This window comes from Microbacterium sp. NPDC089698, assembly GCF_044749045.1.
Taxonomy (GTDB): domain Bacteria; phylum Actinomycetota; class Actinomycetes; order Actinomycetales; family Microbacteriaceae; genus Microbacterium.
On record NZ_JBIVHE010000001.1, the window covers coordinates 1,387,424 to 1,402,946 of the forward strand.

16 protein-coding genes and 1 tRNA gene are annotated in these 15,523 nt (G+C 70.0%); 5 read left to right on the plus strand and 12 right to left on the minus strand.

Going from position 1 to position 15,523, the window contains the following annotated elements:
- Positions 1 to 57: 57 nt before the first annotated feature.
- Both ACIPY5_RS06440 and ACIPY5_RS06445 read right to left on the minus strand, forming a co-directional pair.
- Positions 58 to 1,197 carry a Gfo/Idh/MocA family protein gene (locus ACIPY5_RS06440; RefSeq protein WP_400968084.1) on the minus strand — a complete coding sequence of 380 codons (1,140 nt, stop codon included), beginning with the start codon at positions 1,195 to 1,197 and terminating at the stop codon, positions 58 to 60.
- Positions 1,197 to 2,003: a sugar phosphate isomerase/epimerase gene (locus ACIPY5_RS06445; RefSeq protein WP_309357519.1), complete on the minus strand. Its 807-nt coding sequence runs from the start codon at positions 2,001 to 2,003 to the stop codon at positions 1,197 to 1,199. Before ACIPY5_RS06445 ends, ACIPY5_RS06440 begins: the two co-directional genes overlap by 1 nt.
- A 124-nt stretch (positions 2,004 to 2,127) precedes the next feature.
- Here ACIPY5_RS06445 and ACIPY5_RS06450 point away from each other — a divergent pair, with 124 nt between their 5' ends.
- Positions 2,128 to 2,736, plus strand: coding sequence for a TetR/AcrR family transcriptional regulator (locus ACIPY5_RS06450; RefSeq protein ID WP_400968088.1), 609 nt, complete (start codon positions 2,128 to 2,130; stop codon positions 2,734 to 2,736).
- Between the two features lie 77 nt (positions 2,737 to 2,813).
- Here the strand turns inward: ACIPY5_RS06450 and ACIPY5_RS06455 are convergent, their stop codons facing one another.
- From ACIPY5_RS06455 to rplK, 3 genes are all read right to left on the minus strand, one after another.
- Entirely contained in the window at positions 2,814 to 3,173 is a 360-nt protein-coding gene (locus ACIPY5_RS06455; RefSeq protein WP_400968091.1) for an iron chaperone, read from the minus strand.
- Positions 3,174 to 3,268: 95 nt separating this feature from the next.
- On the minus strand, positions 3,269 to 3,958 hold the full coding sequence (rplA, locus tag ACIPY5_RS06460) for a 50S ribosomal protein L1 (RefSeq protein ID WP_309357515.1): 690 nt from the start codon (positions 3,956 to 3,958) through the stop codon (positions 3,269 to 3,271).
- Positions 3,959 to 3,969: 11 nt separating this feature from the next.
- Positions 3,970 to 4,401 (minus strand): 50S ribosomal protein L11, encoded by a 432-nt coding sequence (rplK, locus tag ACIPY5_RS06465; RefSeq protein WP_045272000.1) that lies wholly within the window; start codon positions 4,399 to 4,401, stop codon positions 3,970 to 3,972.
- A 355-nt stretch (positions 4,402 to 4,756) separates the two neighbouring features.
- Here rplK and ACIPY5_RS06470 point away from each other — a divergent pair, with 355 nt between their 5' ends.
- Both ACIPY5_RS06470 and ACIPY5_RS06475 read left to right on the plus strand, forming a co-directional pair.
- Positions 4,757 to 5,470 carry a hypothetical protein gene (locus tag ACIPY5_RS06470; RefSeq protein WP_400968094.1) on the plus strand — a complete coding sequence of 238 codons (714 nt, stop codon included), beginning with the start codon at positions 4,757 to 4,759 and terminating at the stop codon, positions 5,468 to 5,470.
- 14 nt (positions 5,471 to 5,484) lie between these two features.
- Positions 5,485 to 6,321, plus strand: a complete 837-nt coding sequence (locus ACIPY5_RS06475; protein ID WP_400968096.1) for a hypothetical protein — start codon at positions 5,485 to 5,487, stop codon at positions 6,319 to 6,321.
- On the opposite strand, the gene ACIPY5_RS06480 is transcribed toward ACIPY5_RS06475, so the two are convergent.
- The 4 genes from ACIPY5_RS06480 to ACIPY5_RS06495 are packed head-to-tail and all read right to left on the minus strand — an operon-like array spanning position 6,300 to position 10,891.
- Positions 6,300 to 7,472, minus strand: coding sequence for a thiolase C-terminal domain-containing protein (locus ACIPY5_RS06480; protein WP_400968098.1), 1,173 nt, complete (start codon positions 7,470 to 7,472; stop codon positions 6,300 to 6,302). The genes ACIPY5_RS06475 and ACIPY5_RS06480 overlap by 22 nt on opposite strands.
- A complete protein-coding gene (locus tag ACIPY5_RS06485) occupies positions 7,469 to 8,926 on the minus strand; it encodes a class I adenylate-forming enzyme family protein (protein ID WP_400968101.1) in 1,458 nt (485 codons plus the stop codon). Before ACIPY5_RS06485 ends, ACIPY5_RS06480 begins: the two co-directional genes overlap by 4 nt.
- A gap of 53 nt (positions 8,927 to 8,979) precedes the next feature.
- A complete protein-coding gene (locus tag ACIPY5_RS06490; protein WP_400968104.1) occupies positions 8,980 to 10,098 on the minus strand; it encodes a DUF5938 domain-containing protein in 1,119 nt (372 codons plus the stop codon).
- A gap of 7 nt (positions 10,099 to 10,105) precedes the next feature.
- The gene (locus ACIPY5_RS06495) at positions 10,106 to 10,891 is read right to left on the minus strand and encodes an SDR family oxidoreductase (RefSeq protein WP_309342877.1); all 786 of its coding nucleotides are present in this window, start codon (positions 10,889 to 10,891) and stop codon (positions 10,106 to 10,108) included.
- A gap of 171 nt (positions 10,892 to 11,062) precedes the next feature.
- On the opposite strand from ACIPY5_RS06495, the gene ACIPY5_RS06500 reads away from it, so the two are divergent.
- A complete protein-coding gene (locus ACIPY5_RS06500; RefSeq protein WP_400968108.1) occupies positions 11,063 to 11,677 on the plus strand; it encodes a TetR/AcrR family transcriptional regulator in 615 nt (204 codons plus the stop codon).
- 190 nt (positions 11,678 to 11,867) lie between these two features.
- Here ACIPY5_RS06500 and nusG read toward each other — a convergent pair whose 3' ends face one another.
- The 3 genes from nusG to ACIPY5_RS06515 form a co-directional block, all read right to left on the minus strand.
- Complete coding sequence (gene nusG / locus ACIPY5_RS06505) at positions 11,868 to 12,893, minus strand: transcription termination/antitermination protein NusG (protein WP_400968111.1); 1,026 nt, start codon at positions 12,891 to 12,893, stop codon at positions 11,868 to 11,870.
- A 55-nt stretch (positions 12,894 to 12,948) separates the two neighbouring features.
- Entirely contained in the window at positions 12,949 to 13,224 is a 276-nt protein-coding gene (secE, locus tag ACIPY5_RS06510; protein ID WP_045272112.1) for a preprotein translocase subunit SecE, read from the minus strand.
- 39 nt (positions 13,225 to 13,263) lie between these two features.
- Positions 13,264 to 13,336 (minus strand) — tRNA-Trp (locus tag ACIPY5_RS06515).
- Between the two features lie 230 nt (positions 13,337 to 13,566).
- Between ACIPY5_RS06515 and ACIPY5_RS06520 the strand changes: the two genes are divergently transcribed.
- Positions 13,567 to 15,459, plus strand: a complete 1,893-nt coding sequence (locus ACIPY5_RS06520; RefSeq protein WP_400968114.1) for an HSP90 family protein — start codon at positions 13,567 to 13,569, stop codon at positions 15,457 to 15,459.
- Positions 15,460 to 15,523 lie beyond the last annotated feature (64 nt).

Sequence of the window (15,523 nt, forward strand, 5' to 3'; positions counted from 1 at the left end):
CGGCCGTCGGCTCGAGGGGCCCGTCGCCCGGACGAAGGGCCCCTCGATGCGCGGAGCTCAGAGCGTCGCGGCGTAGGGGTCGAAGTCCTCGTCGAGGGATCCGACCTCGTTCAGGGTGCTCTGCACCGTGACGAAGCCGCGGGACTCCGCCGATTCCTCGATCGACAGCAGCGCGTCGAGCACGTGCGCACCGAACTCGCCGGTCGCGACATGCGGGCGGCCGGCCCGGATCGATCGCGCCATGTCGAGCAGCCCCAGGCCGCGGCCGGAGACCACGCCCTCCTGCGCGATGTCGACGACCTCCTGCTCGATGGGCTCCGGCGGGATGAAGAGGCGGGTGAGCGGCCTGGTGATCGTGATCGGACCGCCGAAGGTGTTCGGATCCGGGATCGTCAGCGTGCCCTCGGTGCCGGTGATCTCGACGATCCCGTGGCGCAGCATCGGCGAGTCGGTGCTGTAGAGGCTCTGCGCCTGGCCACCGCGCTCGAACTCCATCAGCACGCCCAGCGTCGAGGGGATCTCGACCGGGAACTCCTCGCCGGCCTTGGGCCCCTGCTGCACGCGCCGGGTCGGAGTTCCCCGCAGGCCGAGCGCCGCGACCGCGGCGACGGGGCCGAAGACGTGCACGAGGGTGGAGACGTAGTACGGGCCCATGTCGAGCAGCGGCCCGCCGCCCTTCGCGTAGAGGAACGCCGGGTCCGGGTGGAAGATCTCCGGCCCCTGCCACTGGAAGGTCGTCTGCGCGAACAGCGGGCGGCCGATGTCGCCCCGCGCGATCACGCGCTTCGCGGTCTGCACACCGGGACCGAGCACCGTGTCGGGCGCCGCGCCGACACGCAGCCCGAGGTCGGCGGCCTTGGCGTTGATGCGCGCCGCCTCCTCGCGGCTCACGCCGATCGGCTTCTCCGTCCACACGTGCTTGCCCGCGTCGAGGGCCGCGAGCGATACGCCGACGTGCTCCGCGGGCGGGGTGATGTTCACGACGAACTCGATGTCGGGATCGCCGAGGACGGCGTCGACGTCGCCGGCCACGGGCACACCGTACTTCGCTGCCTGCGCCCGGGCACGCTCCGGGATGAGGTCCGCGACGGCGAGCACGCGGACATCGGGGAACCGCGTGAGGTTCGTCAGGTACTGATCGCTGATGTTCCCCGCGCCGATGATGCCGACGCCGACGGAGCCGGACGACGCCGCCATCAGCGGGCCACGTTCTCGTCGAGGAAGATCCGGCTCTGCTCGATCGCGGAGAGGATGTCGCCGTCGAAGCGGTCGAACTCGACGATCGCGAGTTCCAGCGCGGGAGCCGCGGCGGCGGCGGCCGCGAGCGGGACGACGCCCTGGCCGGCCGGCACCTGGTCGGCGGGCGGGTAGGCGCGGACCGCCTCCGGATCGAGCGTGCCGTCCTTGGCATGCACGGCGACGACGCGGTCCCCGAGGCGCTCCAGCAGGGCGACGGGGTCGGCGCCCGCGCGGGCCGCCCAGTACAGGTCGACCTCGAGCAGGACGCGCTCGTCGAGCAGGCCCGCGAGCACCTCGAGTCCGGTCACTCCGTCGAACACCGCCTCCAGCTCGTGCGCATGGTTGTGGTAGCCGACGCGCAGGCCGTGCGCCTCCGCGGCGGCCGCGGCCGCGTTGAGGCGGCGGGCCGTATCCTCGATCTGCGCGACCGACTCCCAGCGCGCGGGCTCGGTGTAAGGATCGATCACGATGCCCATGCCGAGCGTCTTCGCGGCGGCGAAGACCTCGTCGTGCGACGGGACCGCGATCGAGGTGCCGGAGCCGTCCGGATTCACGAACGAGTCGGACGCGAGGAAGGCGTGCCCCGAGGGTGCGACCAGGCCCGCGGCGGCGAGGGCGGCGGCCAGGGGCGCCGCGCGGTGCACGAAGTCGTAGGGCTCGACCGTGGTGAACCCGCGTCCGGCGACGGCGGCGAGCGTCCCTTCGAGGTCGTCGTCGAGCTGGGACTTCAGGGTGAACAGCTGGATGGATGTCTGGACCGTCATCGGTAGCTCCTTGGGTGTCTGCGGTGACTGCGTTCGTGAGCGCAAGCGTGGGCCGCCTCGCCGTGACGAGCAGACTAGCACCAAAAACCTCCGCATGGAGGTTTTTGGTGGGTAGAATCGAGACATGCCCGCCGCCGACCCGCCGACGTCTCGCCAGGGCGTGTACGCCAAGGGCGTCGCCCGCCGCCAGGAGATCCTCGACCGCAGCATCGAGGTGTTCGCGGCACGTGGATCCGGTCGCACCAGCCTCCGCGCCATCGCCAGGGAGATCGGTGTGACCCACGCGGCCCTCTCGCACTACTTCGGCTCGCTGGAGGAGCTGCTGGTCGCGGTCTACGAGGCGAGCAGCCCCCACGGCGAGGACTCCGTCCCCGCGGACACCTCGCCGATGACGATGATGATCGAGTCCGCGCGCGCCAACCGCGAGGTGCCAGGCCTCGTCCAGCTGTACTCGTCGCTGGTCGCGACGGCCCTCGAGGACGACCATCCCGTGGCACATGCGTTCGCGAGCACCCGGTTCGCGAAACTGCGCGCCGAGCTCGGCGACCGGATCCGTCAGCAGCAGCGCGACGGACGGATGCGCGCCGACGTGGATCCGCTCGCCGCCGCCGCGCTCGTCATCGCCGCCTCGGACGGCCTGCAGACCCAGTGGCTGCTCGACGACAGCGCCCCGCAGCACGAGGCCCTCGCCGTCCTCGAGCGTCTGCTGCGTCAGGCCCCCACGGACGGATAACGGCGCTGCGGCGCGGCCCGCGCCGATTCCGTGCGACACGACGCCGCACGCGATTCCCCCTCGGGAGGACTCGCCCCTCAGCGACCGTCGATCTCGGCGATCCGGAACGCGACGAGATCCCGGATCAGGTCGTAGGGGATCTCGGATCCCGGCGCGAAGCGGATCGTCCCGGTACTGGTGCCGGCGCCGTCGAGGTTCTCGACCCGGCCGGCGACCGCCGCCACCGCGGCAGCGCTGAACGGGTAGACGCCCAGGTGCTTCGCCGTGCGGATGGCGGAGATCAGCACCTTCCCGTGGTGGGTGAGGGCGGGCATGCGGTAGCCGGTCCCCTGCGCCGCATCGGGGGCGAGCTCGAGCGCGACCTCGTACACGCGCGCCAGCGCCCGCCGGTCCTCCGGATCCTCGACGCCCGCCAGATACTCGTCCACCACGCCCATGCGCTCATCCTGGCATCGAGTCCTGACACGCAGAAGACCCCCGCCCCGAGGGGCGAGGGTCTTCCGGAGAGCGTCTCCTGAGCCTGTGGAAGGGCTCAGATGGCGTTGACGTCCAGCGGGATGCCGGGGCCGAACGTGGTCGACACCGCACCCTTCTGGATGTAGCGGCCCTTGGAGCTGGACGGCTTGAGGCGGACGATCTCCTCGAGCGCTGCCTTCATGTTGTCGTCGAGCTGCTCGGCCGAGAACGAGGCCTTGCCCACGACGAAGTGCACGTTGGCGTGCTTGTCGACGCGGAACTCGATCTTTCCGCCCTTGATCTCCTCGACGGCCTTGGCCGGGTTCGGGGTCACGGTGCCGGTCTTCGGGTTCGGCATCAGACCACGCGGGCCGAGCACCTTGCCGAGACGGCCGACCTGGCCCATGAGCTCAGGGGTGGAGACGGCCGCGTCGAACGCGGTCCAGCCGCCGGCGACCTTCTCGATGAGCTCGGCGCCGCCGACCTCGTCCGCACCCGCGGCGATCGCGGCCTCAGCGGCCGGACCCGTCGCGAACACGATGACGCGGGCGGTCTTGCCGGTGCCGTGCGGGAGGATGACGGTGCCGCGCACCATCTGGTCGGCCTTGCGGGGGTCGACCGAGAGCTTCAGCGCGACCTCGACGGTGGAGTCGAACTTCGCGGAGCCGGTCTCCTTCGCGAGGGCGACAGCCTCGGTCGGGGTGTAGAAACGGTCCGCCTCGATCTTCGCGACGGCGGCGTTGTAAGCCTTGGACTTGGTAGCCATTGTTATCTCCCTCAGCCCTCGACCGTGATGCCCATGGAACGGGCGGTTCCGGCGATGATCTTGGACGCGGCGTCGATGTCGTTCGCGTTCAGGTCGGCCTGCTTCTGCTCGGCGATCTGACGGACCTGCTCGGCGCTGATCTTCGCGACCTTGACGGTGTGCGGAGTGGCGGAGCCCTTCTGCACGCCCGCAGCCTTCTTGATCAGCTCGGCCGCCGGCGGGGTCTTCAGGATGAACGTGAAGCTGCGGTCCTCGTAGACGGTGATCTCCACGGGGATGACGTTGCCGCGCTGCGACTCGGTCGCGGCGTTGTACGCCTTGCAGAACTCCATGATGTTGACGCCATGCTGACCGAGCGCGGGGCCGATCGGCGGCGCCGGGTTGGCTGCACCGGCGTTGATCTGAAGCTTGATCAGACCGGTCACCTTCTTCTTCGGTGCCATAGTGATTCCTTTCTCGAGCGGATGCGAGCATCCCTCTCCCGCGGATCCGGCATCTCCGGAGCGCGGTGGCGTTCGCGCGCCGCCCCTTCGACAAGCTCAGAGACTGCGCACAAACCATAGAAGTCTACCGGATCCCGGGCGCGTCCGCGCACCGCGGTCAGTCGAGCGTCCATGCGAAGCTGTCCGAACAACGCTCGTGGGCACGAAGAGGAATGATCCAAAACATCTCCTCGCGAGCGGGTCCGTCCGCGTTGCCCGCTAGCATCCCTGCCATGTCTTTCGGGGGGGGGGGGGGAGAACCAGCGCATCTCTGCGCACGATCGCCGGGCCGCGTTCCCGGCTGTCCGACACCGGCGTGATCATTCCGCCCTTCCTGTACCTTCCCTACGACCGCATCGCTGACGATGTCGGCGTGTGGTGGGGCGATCTCGAGAACTGGATCGACGAACACATGACGCCGCTGATCGCACGTCTGGGGGAGTTCGATCTGCTCACGAGCACCGCAAGAACCCTGGCCATCGGCAATGACTTCGTCCGGGGAACGCTCTTCACATTCAGCGGCAAGACGTGGGAGGCCAGTCTCAAGAACTACGAGACGCTCGCCGAGGCCGCTCAAGTCGACTACGACAGCTACTTCCATCGGCTGCGCTCCGGCGACCCCAAGCTGCGCAACGCCGCCGCCCGTGTGACCAGACCGGAACTCCTCGCCGCCCGCGAGGCGCTGAACGCCGAAGTCAGCAAGATCCGCGTCGGAACCCGGATCATCCCGCTCGCGGGGACAGCGATCGACGTCGTCTCCGCCTCCTTGGAGGTCATCGGCGGCGGATCTCCGACGTCAGCCGGGGCAGGCCTGGCCGCTGGAATCGCCGGCGGACTCCTGGGCGAAGGCACCGCTTGGGCGGCTGGCGCTCTGCTCGGCGTGTCCGTTCCCCCGCTGGCCGCGGCAGCTATCATCGGCACCGTCGCCGTGGTCGCAGGGAATGCGGCCCGATCCGAATGGGAGAATTCGGTTCCGCTCGATGTCCGCGAAGCGATCGATGCCGGCGATTTCGGCTATGCGTTCAATTGAAAGGCTGTGGACCCGTGGCAACAGTGCGCATACGCGTGCGGACCGTCGATGCTCGGCTCACGCGCCCGACTGCGTACATATCGGCAAGAACAAAGCCCGCCAAGGCCATCTTGCTGATGGCGCCCACGGTCCTCGTTGCAGGTCTGGCATCATTCGTCGCCCTCGATAATCACGCGACGCCATGGTTTCGCACGATGATGTTGCTCGCGTCCCTTGCGATCCTGATGCTCATACCGTTCACGATCAGCGCGGTGCGGAGACAGGGCTTTGACCGCATCAGGTACAGTCGTCGGCCCCCCTTCCGCTTCGTTCCCACCTCAACCATCCCGGTGATCGCTGTCCTCAGCGCGCTACTCATCACCGTCTCCGGCATTGCCGGCACGGTCCCCCTGTTCCTCCCGAATCCACCGTCGTACGGGGCCGTTGGACGGTTCTCTCCTGTCGCGCTCATTCCGCTGGGAATCGCGTTCCTCGGATACCTCATCAGCCGTGCGCGCCTGCCCCGAGGGCTCAGCGTCGCACCGGGTGGCCTGACATGGACGGAAGGCCGGACCCCGATGAGATTCGAGTGGAACAGCATCGGCGCCGTCTCTCTCGCAACCAATGCCCGGGGCTGGCGATGCATCCGCATCCACACGACCAGCGGCACCCGACACGACCTCGCCGCGGGGCTCCTCGGATCCGACCCCGCCGTCGTCGGCGAAGTCGTGCAGCATTTCCTCGACCATCCCGAAGAACGCGAACTCCTCCACGACCCCGACGCCGCGCTTGCCCGCGTCGTCACCCCCGTCAGCCCCTCGCGCCGGACTCAGGGACCGACGCCGGTGCGTCAGCGGCGGAGCGATTCGTAGAGGGTCACCACGCAGGCGCTGCCGAGACCAAGGTTGTGCTGCAGGGCGAGGGTCGCTCCCTCGACCTGCCGCTCCCCCGCCCGGCCGCGCAGCTGCTGCACGAGCTCGGTGCACTGCGCGAGCCCCGTCGCGCCGAGCGGGTGTCCCTTCGAGAGCAGCCCGCCGGAGGGGTTCGTCACGACCCGGCCTCCGTAGGTGTTCTGCCCGTCGCGGACGAACTGCGCGGCCGTGCCCTCCGGCGTGAGCCGCAGAGCCTCGTAGGAGATGACCTCGTTCGCGGTGAAGCAGTCGTGCAGCTCCGCGACCGGGATGTCCTCGGGCGAGACGCCCGCCTCCTCGTAGACGGCGTCGGCTGCCCGGCGCGCGATACCCGCACCCACGAGCGCCATCGCGTCGCCCTCGAACGAGTCGGCGCGATCGCTCGTCATGGCCTGCGCCCTGATGCGCACGGAACCGTCAAGCCCGCGCCTGCGGGCGAAGTCCGCGGTGCACAGCACCGCGGCAGCGGCCCCGCAGGTCGGCGGGCAGCACTGCAGCCGGGTCAGCGGGCCGAACACGTGCGGCGAGCCCAGCACCTCCTCGACCGTGACGGGATCCCGGAAGACGGCTGCGGGGTTCGCCCGCGCGTGCCGGCGCGCCTTGACGGCGACCTCCGCGAACAGCGCCGCCTCGGCGTCGTAGCGATCGAGGTAGGCCTGCCCTGCGGCGCCGAAGAACCGGGCGGCGACGGGAGCCTCGGGCTCCTCGTCGCCGAGCATCTCCGTGAACCGCCAGAGCGCATCGGGACGATCGAGGTAGGTCGGGGCGATCGCGCCGCGCGCCATCTGCTCGAACCCGAGCACCAGCACGCACTCCGCCGCCCCGGACAGGATCGCCTGACGACCCAGCCACAGCGCGGTGGATCCGCTCGCGCACCAGTTGTTCACGTTGACGACGGGGATGCCCGTGGGGCCCAGCCCGTAGAGCGCCGTCTGCCCCGCGGCCGAATCGGCGTACACATACCCCGCGTACGCCTGCGCGACGTCGGCGATGCCGATCCCGGCGTCGGCGAGCGCGCGGCGGGCGGCTTCGGCCCCCATCTCGTCATAGGTCCCGCTGGTCCGCGGCGTCGCGAAGGGGATCATGCCGACGCCCGCGACGACGACGCTCACACCCGCTCCCCGAGCAGGCGCCGCAGCGCCGGCTTGTCGATCTTGCCCACGGGGTTCTTCGGGATCTCGGCGACGATCTCGATGACCTCCGGCTGCTTGAAGCGGGCGAGCAGCCGGGCGGCGTGCGCCGAGAGCTCCGGCGCACCGGCGGTCGATCCCGGCACGAGGGACACGAAAGCGACCGGGACCTCGCCCAGCACGTCGTCGGGCCGTCCCACCACCGCCGCCTCGTGCACGGCCGGATGCGCGTAGAGGGCGTTCTCGATCTCCTTCGGATACACGTTCTCGCCGCCGCGGATGATCATGTCCTTGATCCGGTCGACGATCCGCAGATAGCCGTCCTCGTCGAAGCAGCCGATGTCGCCGGTGCGCAGGCGTCCGTCCACGATCGTCCGCGCGGTCTCCTCGGGGCGCCCCAGATAGCCGGCCATGACGACGGGTCCGGAGATCACCACCTCACCGCGCTCCCCCACGGGAACGGGCCGGCCGTCCGCATCCACGACCTCGACCCGTTGCCCCGGCAGCGGAAGGCCGACCGTCCCCGGCTTGCGCGGACCGCGCAGCGGGTTGATGGTCGAGGCTGTCGTCGTCTCGCTGAGCCCGTACCCCTCGACGATCGTGATCCCGAACCGCTCCTCGAATCGCTCGATCGCCTCGACCGGCATCGGCGCGGCGCCGCACACCCCGAAGCGCAGAGACGAGGTGTCAGGGCGGATCTCCTCCGGGAGCGTGGAGAGCAGGGCGTAGATCGCGGGCACGGCCGAGAAGTAGGTGGGGCGCACGCGCTCGACGTCGTCGAAGAACCGATCGCGCGAGAAGCGCCCCGTGATCGTGACGCGCCCGCCGGCGCGCAGCGGGGTGAGCGTGCCGAGCACGATGCCGTTGGCGTGGAACAGCGGCAGCACGAGGAGGCTGTGGTCCTCGGGGCCCAGCTCGAACCATTCCGCGAACGATGCCGTCATCGCGTCCAGGTTGGCGTGGGTCAGCATGACGCCCTTCGGGCTGCCCGTGGTGCCGCTCGTGTAGATGAGCAGCGCGAGATCGGAGTCCGGACGCGGACCGCGCGGGGGCAGTCCCGTCACCTCCCCCTCCGCGAGCGCGGACGGGGTCAGCGCGGCGACGCCGAGGTCGCGCCCGGTGTCGGTCACGACGACGCGCGCACCGGCGTCCGTGAGCTGGTAGCGCGCCTCCGCATCGCCCAGGACCGGGTTGATCGGCGTCACGGCGGCGCCCAGCCGCCAGGCGGCGAAGAGGGCGATGATGAGGTCGACGCGGTTCGGCAGCAGCACGGCGACGACATCGCCTTCGCCCACGCCGTGGGCGGCGAGGACCGCCGCCGCGTTCTCGGTTCGGGCGAGCAGCGCGGCGTTGTCGAGCGCGCCGTCGTCGTCGGCGAGCGCGGGACCCTGCGGATCCACGAGCGCCCGCCCATGGGGCAGATCGCTGAAGTGCATGAGGCTCCTTTCGGGCGGTGCCGGCGCATGTCGGCACCGCCCGGTCGAGGGATTCAGACGCGCGTGACGACGGGTTCGGCGACGAGCCCGAAGGCGCGCAGCTGCCCGAGCAGCTCGCGATGTCCGAAGGCCTGGCACGCCGAGGCGAAGCCCACTCTGTGCGGGGCCTGCTGGATCAGCGAGTAGGCCGCATAGGCCTGCAGGAGTCCGGTCTGCTTGTAGTTGCTGTTGCCGTGGATGACCACGTGCGAGCGCCCGAGCGGACCCGAGGCGTGCACCGAGTCGAGCGACCGGTTGATCCTCGGGTTCTCCCGCGGCGGCATGCCCGCCTGCACCGATGCGGCGACCTCTGCGAGCGCCGCCTCCTGGGCCTCGGGGTCGAGCGGACGGATCTGCTCCTCGAACATCTGCACCGTGAGCGCCACGTTCGCCATCACCTCGGGCGCGAAGACGCCGCCGATCGCACGGACATTGCTCACGCGGGGGTCGTGCTGGAACCAGATCGGGTGGGACATCCCGCCCCATGGCACGGCCGTGGCGAGTTCGTGATAGCCGGGCACCGGCACCTGGAACGCCGAGGTGTGATCCCACTCCACGAGCCGGTTCTGCTCGAGGTAGAACCAGTCGGCCTTGAGGATCGTGAAGATCGTCTGCGTGGACGCGAAGGTCGGGAACCCCTTCCATAGCACGAGGATGTCGAGCGTGTCGTACCCGCCGGGCTCGAGCGCGATGTTCGCCGCGATCTCGCTCGTCGTGTACATGTGCGCGACGCCGGGTGCCAGCAGCCGTCCGTTCTCGGCGAAGCCCTCGCCCCACCGGTCCCGCGCGGCCATCACCCAGTCCTGCTCGCCCGTGGTGTCCAGGTAGTGCGCGCCGATGCGCAGCGCGGCCTCCACGACCGCGGGTCCGAACTTGATGAACGGGCCCGCGGTGTTGCAGATGACCTGCGCCCCCTCGAAGGCGCTCGCCATCGCATCCGCGTCGTTGTCGACCGCGATGATCTCGTAGTCGGCGGTCTCGATCCCGGGGATGCGCTCCACGACCTCGCGCACCCTGTCCTCGTCGCGGCCCGCCGCGACGAAGGGGACGCCGAGCTCGCGCAGGTACTCGCAGATGAGCCGGCCGGTGTATCCGCTGACGCCGTAGACGACGACGGGCTTGTCGGTTGCCATGATCGCCTCACATCCCCATCGCGCCGTCGATGGACAGCGTCGCGCCGTTGACGAACGAGGATCGCTCGGAGAGCAGGAACGCGACGCCGTCGGCGATGTCGTCCTCGGTCGCGAGCCGTCCCGAGGGGGTGAGGCCGACGACCGCGGTCACCGCGTCACCGGCCGTGGGGAACAGGCCGAGGCGCTCCATGTCGCCCGCGAGCTGAGCCCCCATCGCGTTGGGGACCAGGCCGGGGCAGACGGTGTTGACGCGCACGCCGTAGCCGAGCCTTCCCGATTCGGCGGCGGCGACCTTCGTGAGCCGCTCCACGGCCGACTTCGACGCCGAGTAGGCGGCGATCCCGGGGAACGCGATCGTGGCGGCCACCGAGGCGATGTTCACGATGGCGCCGCCTGCACCCGCCGCGCCTCCCGGGCGCATCGCCCGGAACGCGTGCTTGACGCCGAGCGCGGTGCCGAGCACGTTGACCTCGAGGACCCGCCTCATGTTGTCGGGATCGAGGTCGACGAGCAGATCCGAGATCTCGATGCCCGCGTTGTTGACGAGTCCGTCGAGCCCGCCGAGCTGCACGACCGCGGCCGCCATGCCCTCCTGCCACGACGCGTCGTCGGTGACATCGAGCCGGACGAAGTCCGCGCCGAGTCCCTCCGCCGCGGCACGCCCCGCCTCCTCGTCGACGTCCGCGAGGACGACGACCCCGCCTCCCTCGACGATCCGCTGCGCTTCGCGCAGGCCCAGCCCTCTCGCGCCGCCCGTGACGACGACGCGCTTTCCTGCCAGATCCGTGGACATCGGTGTCCGCTCCTTTCGCCGGTGAAAGTTGATGCGTACAGCAGAACAGAGAACTTGACAGTTGGCAAGGAAATTCTTGACACTTGTCAAGACACGCGACGCGGACGGACTCGAACCGGCCGTGCGGGAATCCGACGCGCGTAGAATCGCGACAGACCGGAGGAGGCGATCATGGGCGATGTGGCCGTCCGCGCCGAGCGCGCGAGCACCGACAAGTTCGCCGCGCGGCGTCGCGAGCTCGCCGGCTCCGCCCTCTCCGCGATCGCCGAGCGCGGCTACGCGCGCACCGGGATGCGCGATGTCGCCGCCCATTCCGAGCTCTCCCACGGCGCGCTGCACTACTACTTCGAGGACAAGGACGACCTCATCCGCCAGGCGATCTGGCAGTACAAGTCGGAGTGCGCCCGGCGCTACGACCCGATCGTGGAGACCTCGGTGACAGCGCAGGAGCTGGCCCGCCGCTTCGGCGACGAGATGGCCGCGACGCTGCGCGACGAATCCGACATGCACCGGCTCTGGTACGACCTGCGCAACCAGGCCCTCTTCGACGAGGGCTTCCGCGAGACGATCGTGGCGATCGACGACCTGCTGCGCGAGATGGTGTGGAACGTGGTCCTCCGGTACGGCGAACTGAGCGGCAGGACCCCCGCGGTCGATCCGCTCGAGGCCTATGCGCTCTTCGACGGACTGTTCCTGAACTGCCTCATCGCCTACCTCCGCGGCGATCTCAGCGCGCTCGACCGCATCCGCGAGAGCAGCCCGCGTCTGCTCGCCGCCGCGATCTGACCGCACTGCCCCGGGATCGCGCCCGCACACCTGCAGGAACCCGGTACGGATGCACGACCGTTCCGGCGGATCCGTCCTGCATCCGTGGCGGGATCGTGCATCCGTCCTGGCGGACGACCGACCAGCCACAGACGCGAGAACGGCCGCCCCCGAAGGGACGGCCGTTCCGCAGTGCGCTTCCGGGGAAGCGTCAGATCATCTTGGTGACCTGGTCGAACGACAGCTCGACCGGGGTCTCGCGCTCGAACAGCGAGACGAGCACGGTGAGCTTGCCGCTCTCCGGCTTGATCTCGGAGATCGAACCGGGAAGACCCGCGAACGAGCCCTCCTTGATCGTGATGGTCTCGCCGATCTCGAAGTCGACCTCGGCCGCGAGCGGGCGGGCCACGGCGACGCCGCCCTTGGCGGTGACGGCCTTGGCGGTCGGGACGTCCTTGACCTCGACGAGGGACTTCAGCATGTTGAAGGCCTCTTCGAAGCGGAGCGGGGTCGGGTTGTGCGCGTTGCCCACGAAGCCGGTGACGCCGGGCGTGTGCCGCACGACGGACCAGGTGTCCTCGTTGAGCTCCATGCGCACGAGCACGTAGCCGGGGATACGGACGCGCGTGACCATCTTGCGCTGACCGTTCTTGATCTCGACGACGTCCTCCATCGGGACCTCGATCTGGTAGATGTCGTCCTCGACTTCGAGCGTCGACTTGCGCTGCTCGATGTTGGCCTTCACCTTGCGCTCGAAGCCGGCGTAGGAGTGGATGACGTACCACTTGCCGGGGAGCATGCGCAGGTCCATGCGGAAGGACTCGTACGGGTCCTCCTCCACGGCCTCGTCGTCGGCCTGGTCCTCGTCGCCGTTCAGGTCGGGACCGTCGTAGGGAGCGACCTCGTCTGCGGCCGCGGCCTCACGATCGGCGGCCTCCTCGGCCACGGAGTCGTTGAGAACCTCTGCGGCGGCCTCTGATTCGGCTGCCTCGTCCAGGTTGAGAGCGTCGTTCACGATCGCGTCTGCCTCCGGGTCTTCGTCGATGTCGATGTCTTCTTCGTCCACGTCGTCGTCCTCGTCGCCCTCGATGTGCAGGGCCACCCGCTCGGCGGGCGTGACGGCGCGTTCTTCGGAGGCGAGGATGTCGCCCTCCTGGGCCTCGTCGTCCTCGCTGGACTGCTCGGCGGCCGTCGCCCAGTCGACGTCGTCTCCGAGGTATCGTTCGCGTTCGGACACTGGTTCTTCTCTCCTTCAGGTTCGGCCCGGGGTCAGATGCCGCCGGGCCGCGGGATCACGCGGTTTTCCCGGGAACCCCGAAGACTTGCGTCGTCAGCCACGAGAAGGCCATGTCGAGCCCGTACACGAGGGCCATCATCACGATGACGAAGCCCAGCACGACCAGCGTGTACTTGACGAGCTCCTTGCGCGTGGGGGTGACCACCTTGCGGAGCTCGGCGATCACCTGACGGAAGAACAGCGCGATGCGACCGAAGAAGCCGAGCTTCTTGTCGCGGCCCGCGCCGCCGTTCGCCGTGGGAACCACAGCGCCCGATGCGTCCTGAACCATCCTCGAGTACCTTTCGTGTGCCGGCTGCGCGCCGACGCGCAGGGCGGACAGGAATCGAACCTGCAACCTGCGGTTTTGGAGACCGCTGCTCTGCCAATTGAGCTACCGCCCTAGAGATCCGGAGATCTCTGTCCGCAACCTCTCCGTGTTCCGGGAGACCCGGGGCACGGCGAAAGAATGCAGACAACAACTGCTCGTCCAGTGTACGGCATCCGCACCGGCCCTCCGAACCGGGGCCACATCCCGGGCGCGGCACACCCTCCCGCACCGTCCCCGCATCCCCTCCGCGCGGCGACCTCCTGGGCTGGGTTGTTAGGCTCGCCGTACGGCCGCGCATCCCTCATGGACGCTGCGGTCGCGGAGGGAGGATCGATGGCGGCGGAGGATCCGGCACGCGCGGAATCGCAGCAGTTCCAGGTGGACCTGCGCGGCGTCGTCGACCTGCTCAGCCGGCACATCTACTCCGGGCCCCGCGTGTACCTGCGCGAGCTGCTGCAGAACGCCCGCGACGCGATCGCAGCGCGTCGCGAGGTCGACGGACGCGGCGGCACCATCCGGATCAGGCCGCTTCCCGCCGAGGGCGGCGAGTTCGTCCTGACCGACGACGGCGTCGGACTCACCGCGAGCGAGGTCGCCGAGCTGCTCGCGACCGTCGGCCGCAGCTCCAAGCGCGACATCTTCGACCTGCCCCGCAGCGACTATCTGGGACAGTTCGGCATCGGGCTGCTCAGCTGCTTCATGGTGGCGGACGAGATCGTGATCCGCTCCCGCAGCGCCCGCGGCGGACGCGGAGTCGAGTGGGTCGGATCCGCCGACGGCACCTTCCGGGTGCGCGAGCTCGACGACGAGCTGCCCGTCGGCACGAGCGTGCACCTCGTGCCGCGGTTCGACGCCGGCGATCTGCTCCGCGCCGACGCGGTGCGCGAGCTCGCCACGACCTTCGCCGAGTTCCTGCCCACGACCGTCCTGCTCGAGCTGCCCGGGGGCGACGTGCAGATCACGCACGACGCGCCGTTCCTCGACCCGAGGCAGGATCCGGCCGCGACGGCGGCCTACGGCCGGGAGCTGATCGGATCCGTCCCGCTCGACGTCATCGAGCTCGCCGAGCCCGCCACCGGAACGCGCGGTGTCGCCTACGTGCTGCCCTTCGCTCCCCCGCCCGGCGCGCGCCAGGCGACGCGGATGTACCTGGGCCGCATGCTGCTCTCCGAGCGCGCCGACGACGTGCTGCCGGAATGGGCGTTCTTCGTGCGGGCGGTGATCGACTCGACCGGCCTCAATCCCACCGCGAGCAGGGAGTCGCTCGTCGACGACGAGGCGCTGGCGCTCGTGCGGCAGCAGCTCGGCGCTGCGCTGCGGCGCTGGGTGCTCGAACTGGGGCTCAGCGCGCCGCACCGGCTCGCGCAGTTCGTCGCCGTGCACGAGGTGGGGCTCAAGTCCCTCATCCGTCACGACGACGAGCTCGCCCGGTTCATCACCCGCTGGCTGACCGTCGAGACCACGCACGGCACGATGAGCGTCGGGGACCTCGTCGAGCGCTACGAGCGGATCCGCTACGCCGAGACCGTCGACGAGTTCCGCCAGGTCGCCGGCATCAGCCGCGCCGAGCAGATCCTGGTGAACGGCGGCTACCTGTACGACGCGGATCTGATCCGGCGCCTGCCGGAGCTGTTCCCTGCGGTGACGGTCGAGCGCGTCGACGTCGTCGGCGAGCTGGACCGGCTGGACCCACCGCCGCTGGACGACAGGGCCGCGGCGATCGCGCTCGAGGATCGCGCCGCCGCGGTGCTCGCCGAGGTCGGCTGCGCCGTCGTGGTGCGCACGATCGACCAGCCGGAGCTGCCCTCGCTGTACGTCGCGGATCCCTCGGTGCTGCGCCGCATCGACCGCACCAGGACCAAGGGCATCACGGGGGCCCTCTGGGGCGGCGTGCTGGACCGCATCGACGGCGCCGTCGGCGAGGACCGGGACGACGACCTCGCGGCCCGGCTGTGCCTGAACTGGGGCAACCGCGTGATCCGTTCGCTGGGCGCGGTCGCCGACGACGCGGTGTTCGCCCGCACCGTGCAGCTGCTGTACATCCAGGCGCTGCTCGCCGGGCACCGTCCGCTCGGCGACGCCGACCGGACCCTCATGACGGTCGCGCTGTCCGACCTCGTCGCGCTCTCGGCCGGAGTGACCGGACTCGAGCTGCCCCCGCTGGCCGAAGATCCCGATCCCCTCTCCCCGTCCTGACGGCGGGCGCATCCCGCCCCGCCGCAGCGGGGCCGCACTCCACCCGCCCGCAGCGGGTCCGTAC

Bases quoted from the DNA above. Each gene is read 5' to 3' on its own strand.
- secE (WP_045272112.1), bottom strand. From the start codon at position 13,224: ATGGTTCAGGACGCATCGGGCGCTGTGGTTCCCACGGCGAACGGCGGC.
- rplA (WP_309357515.1), bottom strand. From the start codon at position 3,958: ATGGCTACCAAGTCCAAGGCTTACAACGCCGCCGTCGCGAAGATCGAG.
- ACIPY5_RS06485 (WP_400968101.1), bottom strand. From the start codon at position 8,926: ATGCACTTCAGCGATCTGCCCCATGGGCGGGCGCTCGTGGATCCGCAG.
- ACIPY5_RS06520 (WP_400968114.1), top strand. From the start codon at position 13,567: ATGGACGCTGCGGTCGCGGAGGGAGGATCGATGGCGGCGGAGGATCCG.
- ACIPY5_RS06450 (WP_400968088.1), top strand. From the start codon at position 2,128: ATGCCCGCCGCCGACCCGCCGACGTCTCGCCAGGGCGTGTACGCCAAG.
- ACIPY5_RS06490 (WP_400968104.1), bottom strand. From the start codon at position 10,098: ATGGCAACCGACAAGCCCGTCGTCGTCTACGGCGTCAGCGGATACACC.
- ACIPY5_RS06455 (WP_400968091.1), bottom strand. From the start codon at position 3,173: ATGGGCGTGGTGGACGAGTATCTGGCGGGCGTCGAGGATCCGGAGGAC.
- ACIPY5_RS06500 (WP_400968108.1), top strand. From the start codon at position 11,063: ATGGGCGATGTGGCCGTCCGCGCCGAGCGCGCGAGCACCGACAAGTTC.
- ACIPY5_RS06495 (WP_309342877.1), bottom strand. From the start codon at position 10,891: ATGTCCACGGATCTGGCAGGAAAGCGCGTCGTCGTCACGGGCGGCGCG.
- ACIPY5_RS06445 (WP_309357519.1), bottom strand. From the start codon at position 2,003: ATGACGGTCCAGACATCCATCCAGCTGTTCACCCTGAAGTCCCAGCTC.
- rplK (WP_045272000.1), bottom strand. From the start codon at position 4,401: ATGGCACCGAAGAAGAAGGTGACCGGTCTGATCAAGCTTCAGATCAAC.
- ACIPY5_RS06440 (WP_400968084.1), bottom strand. From the start codon at position 1,197: ATGGCGGCGTCGTCCGGCTCCGTCGGCGTCGGCATCATCGGCGCGGGG.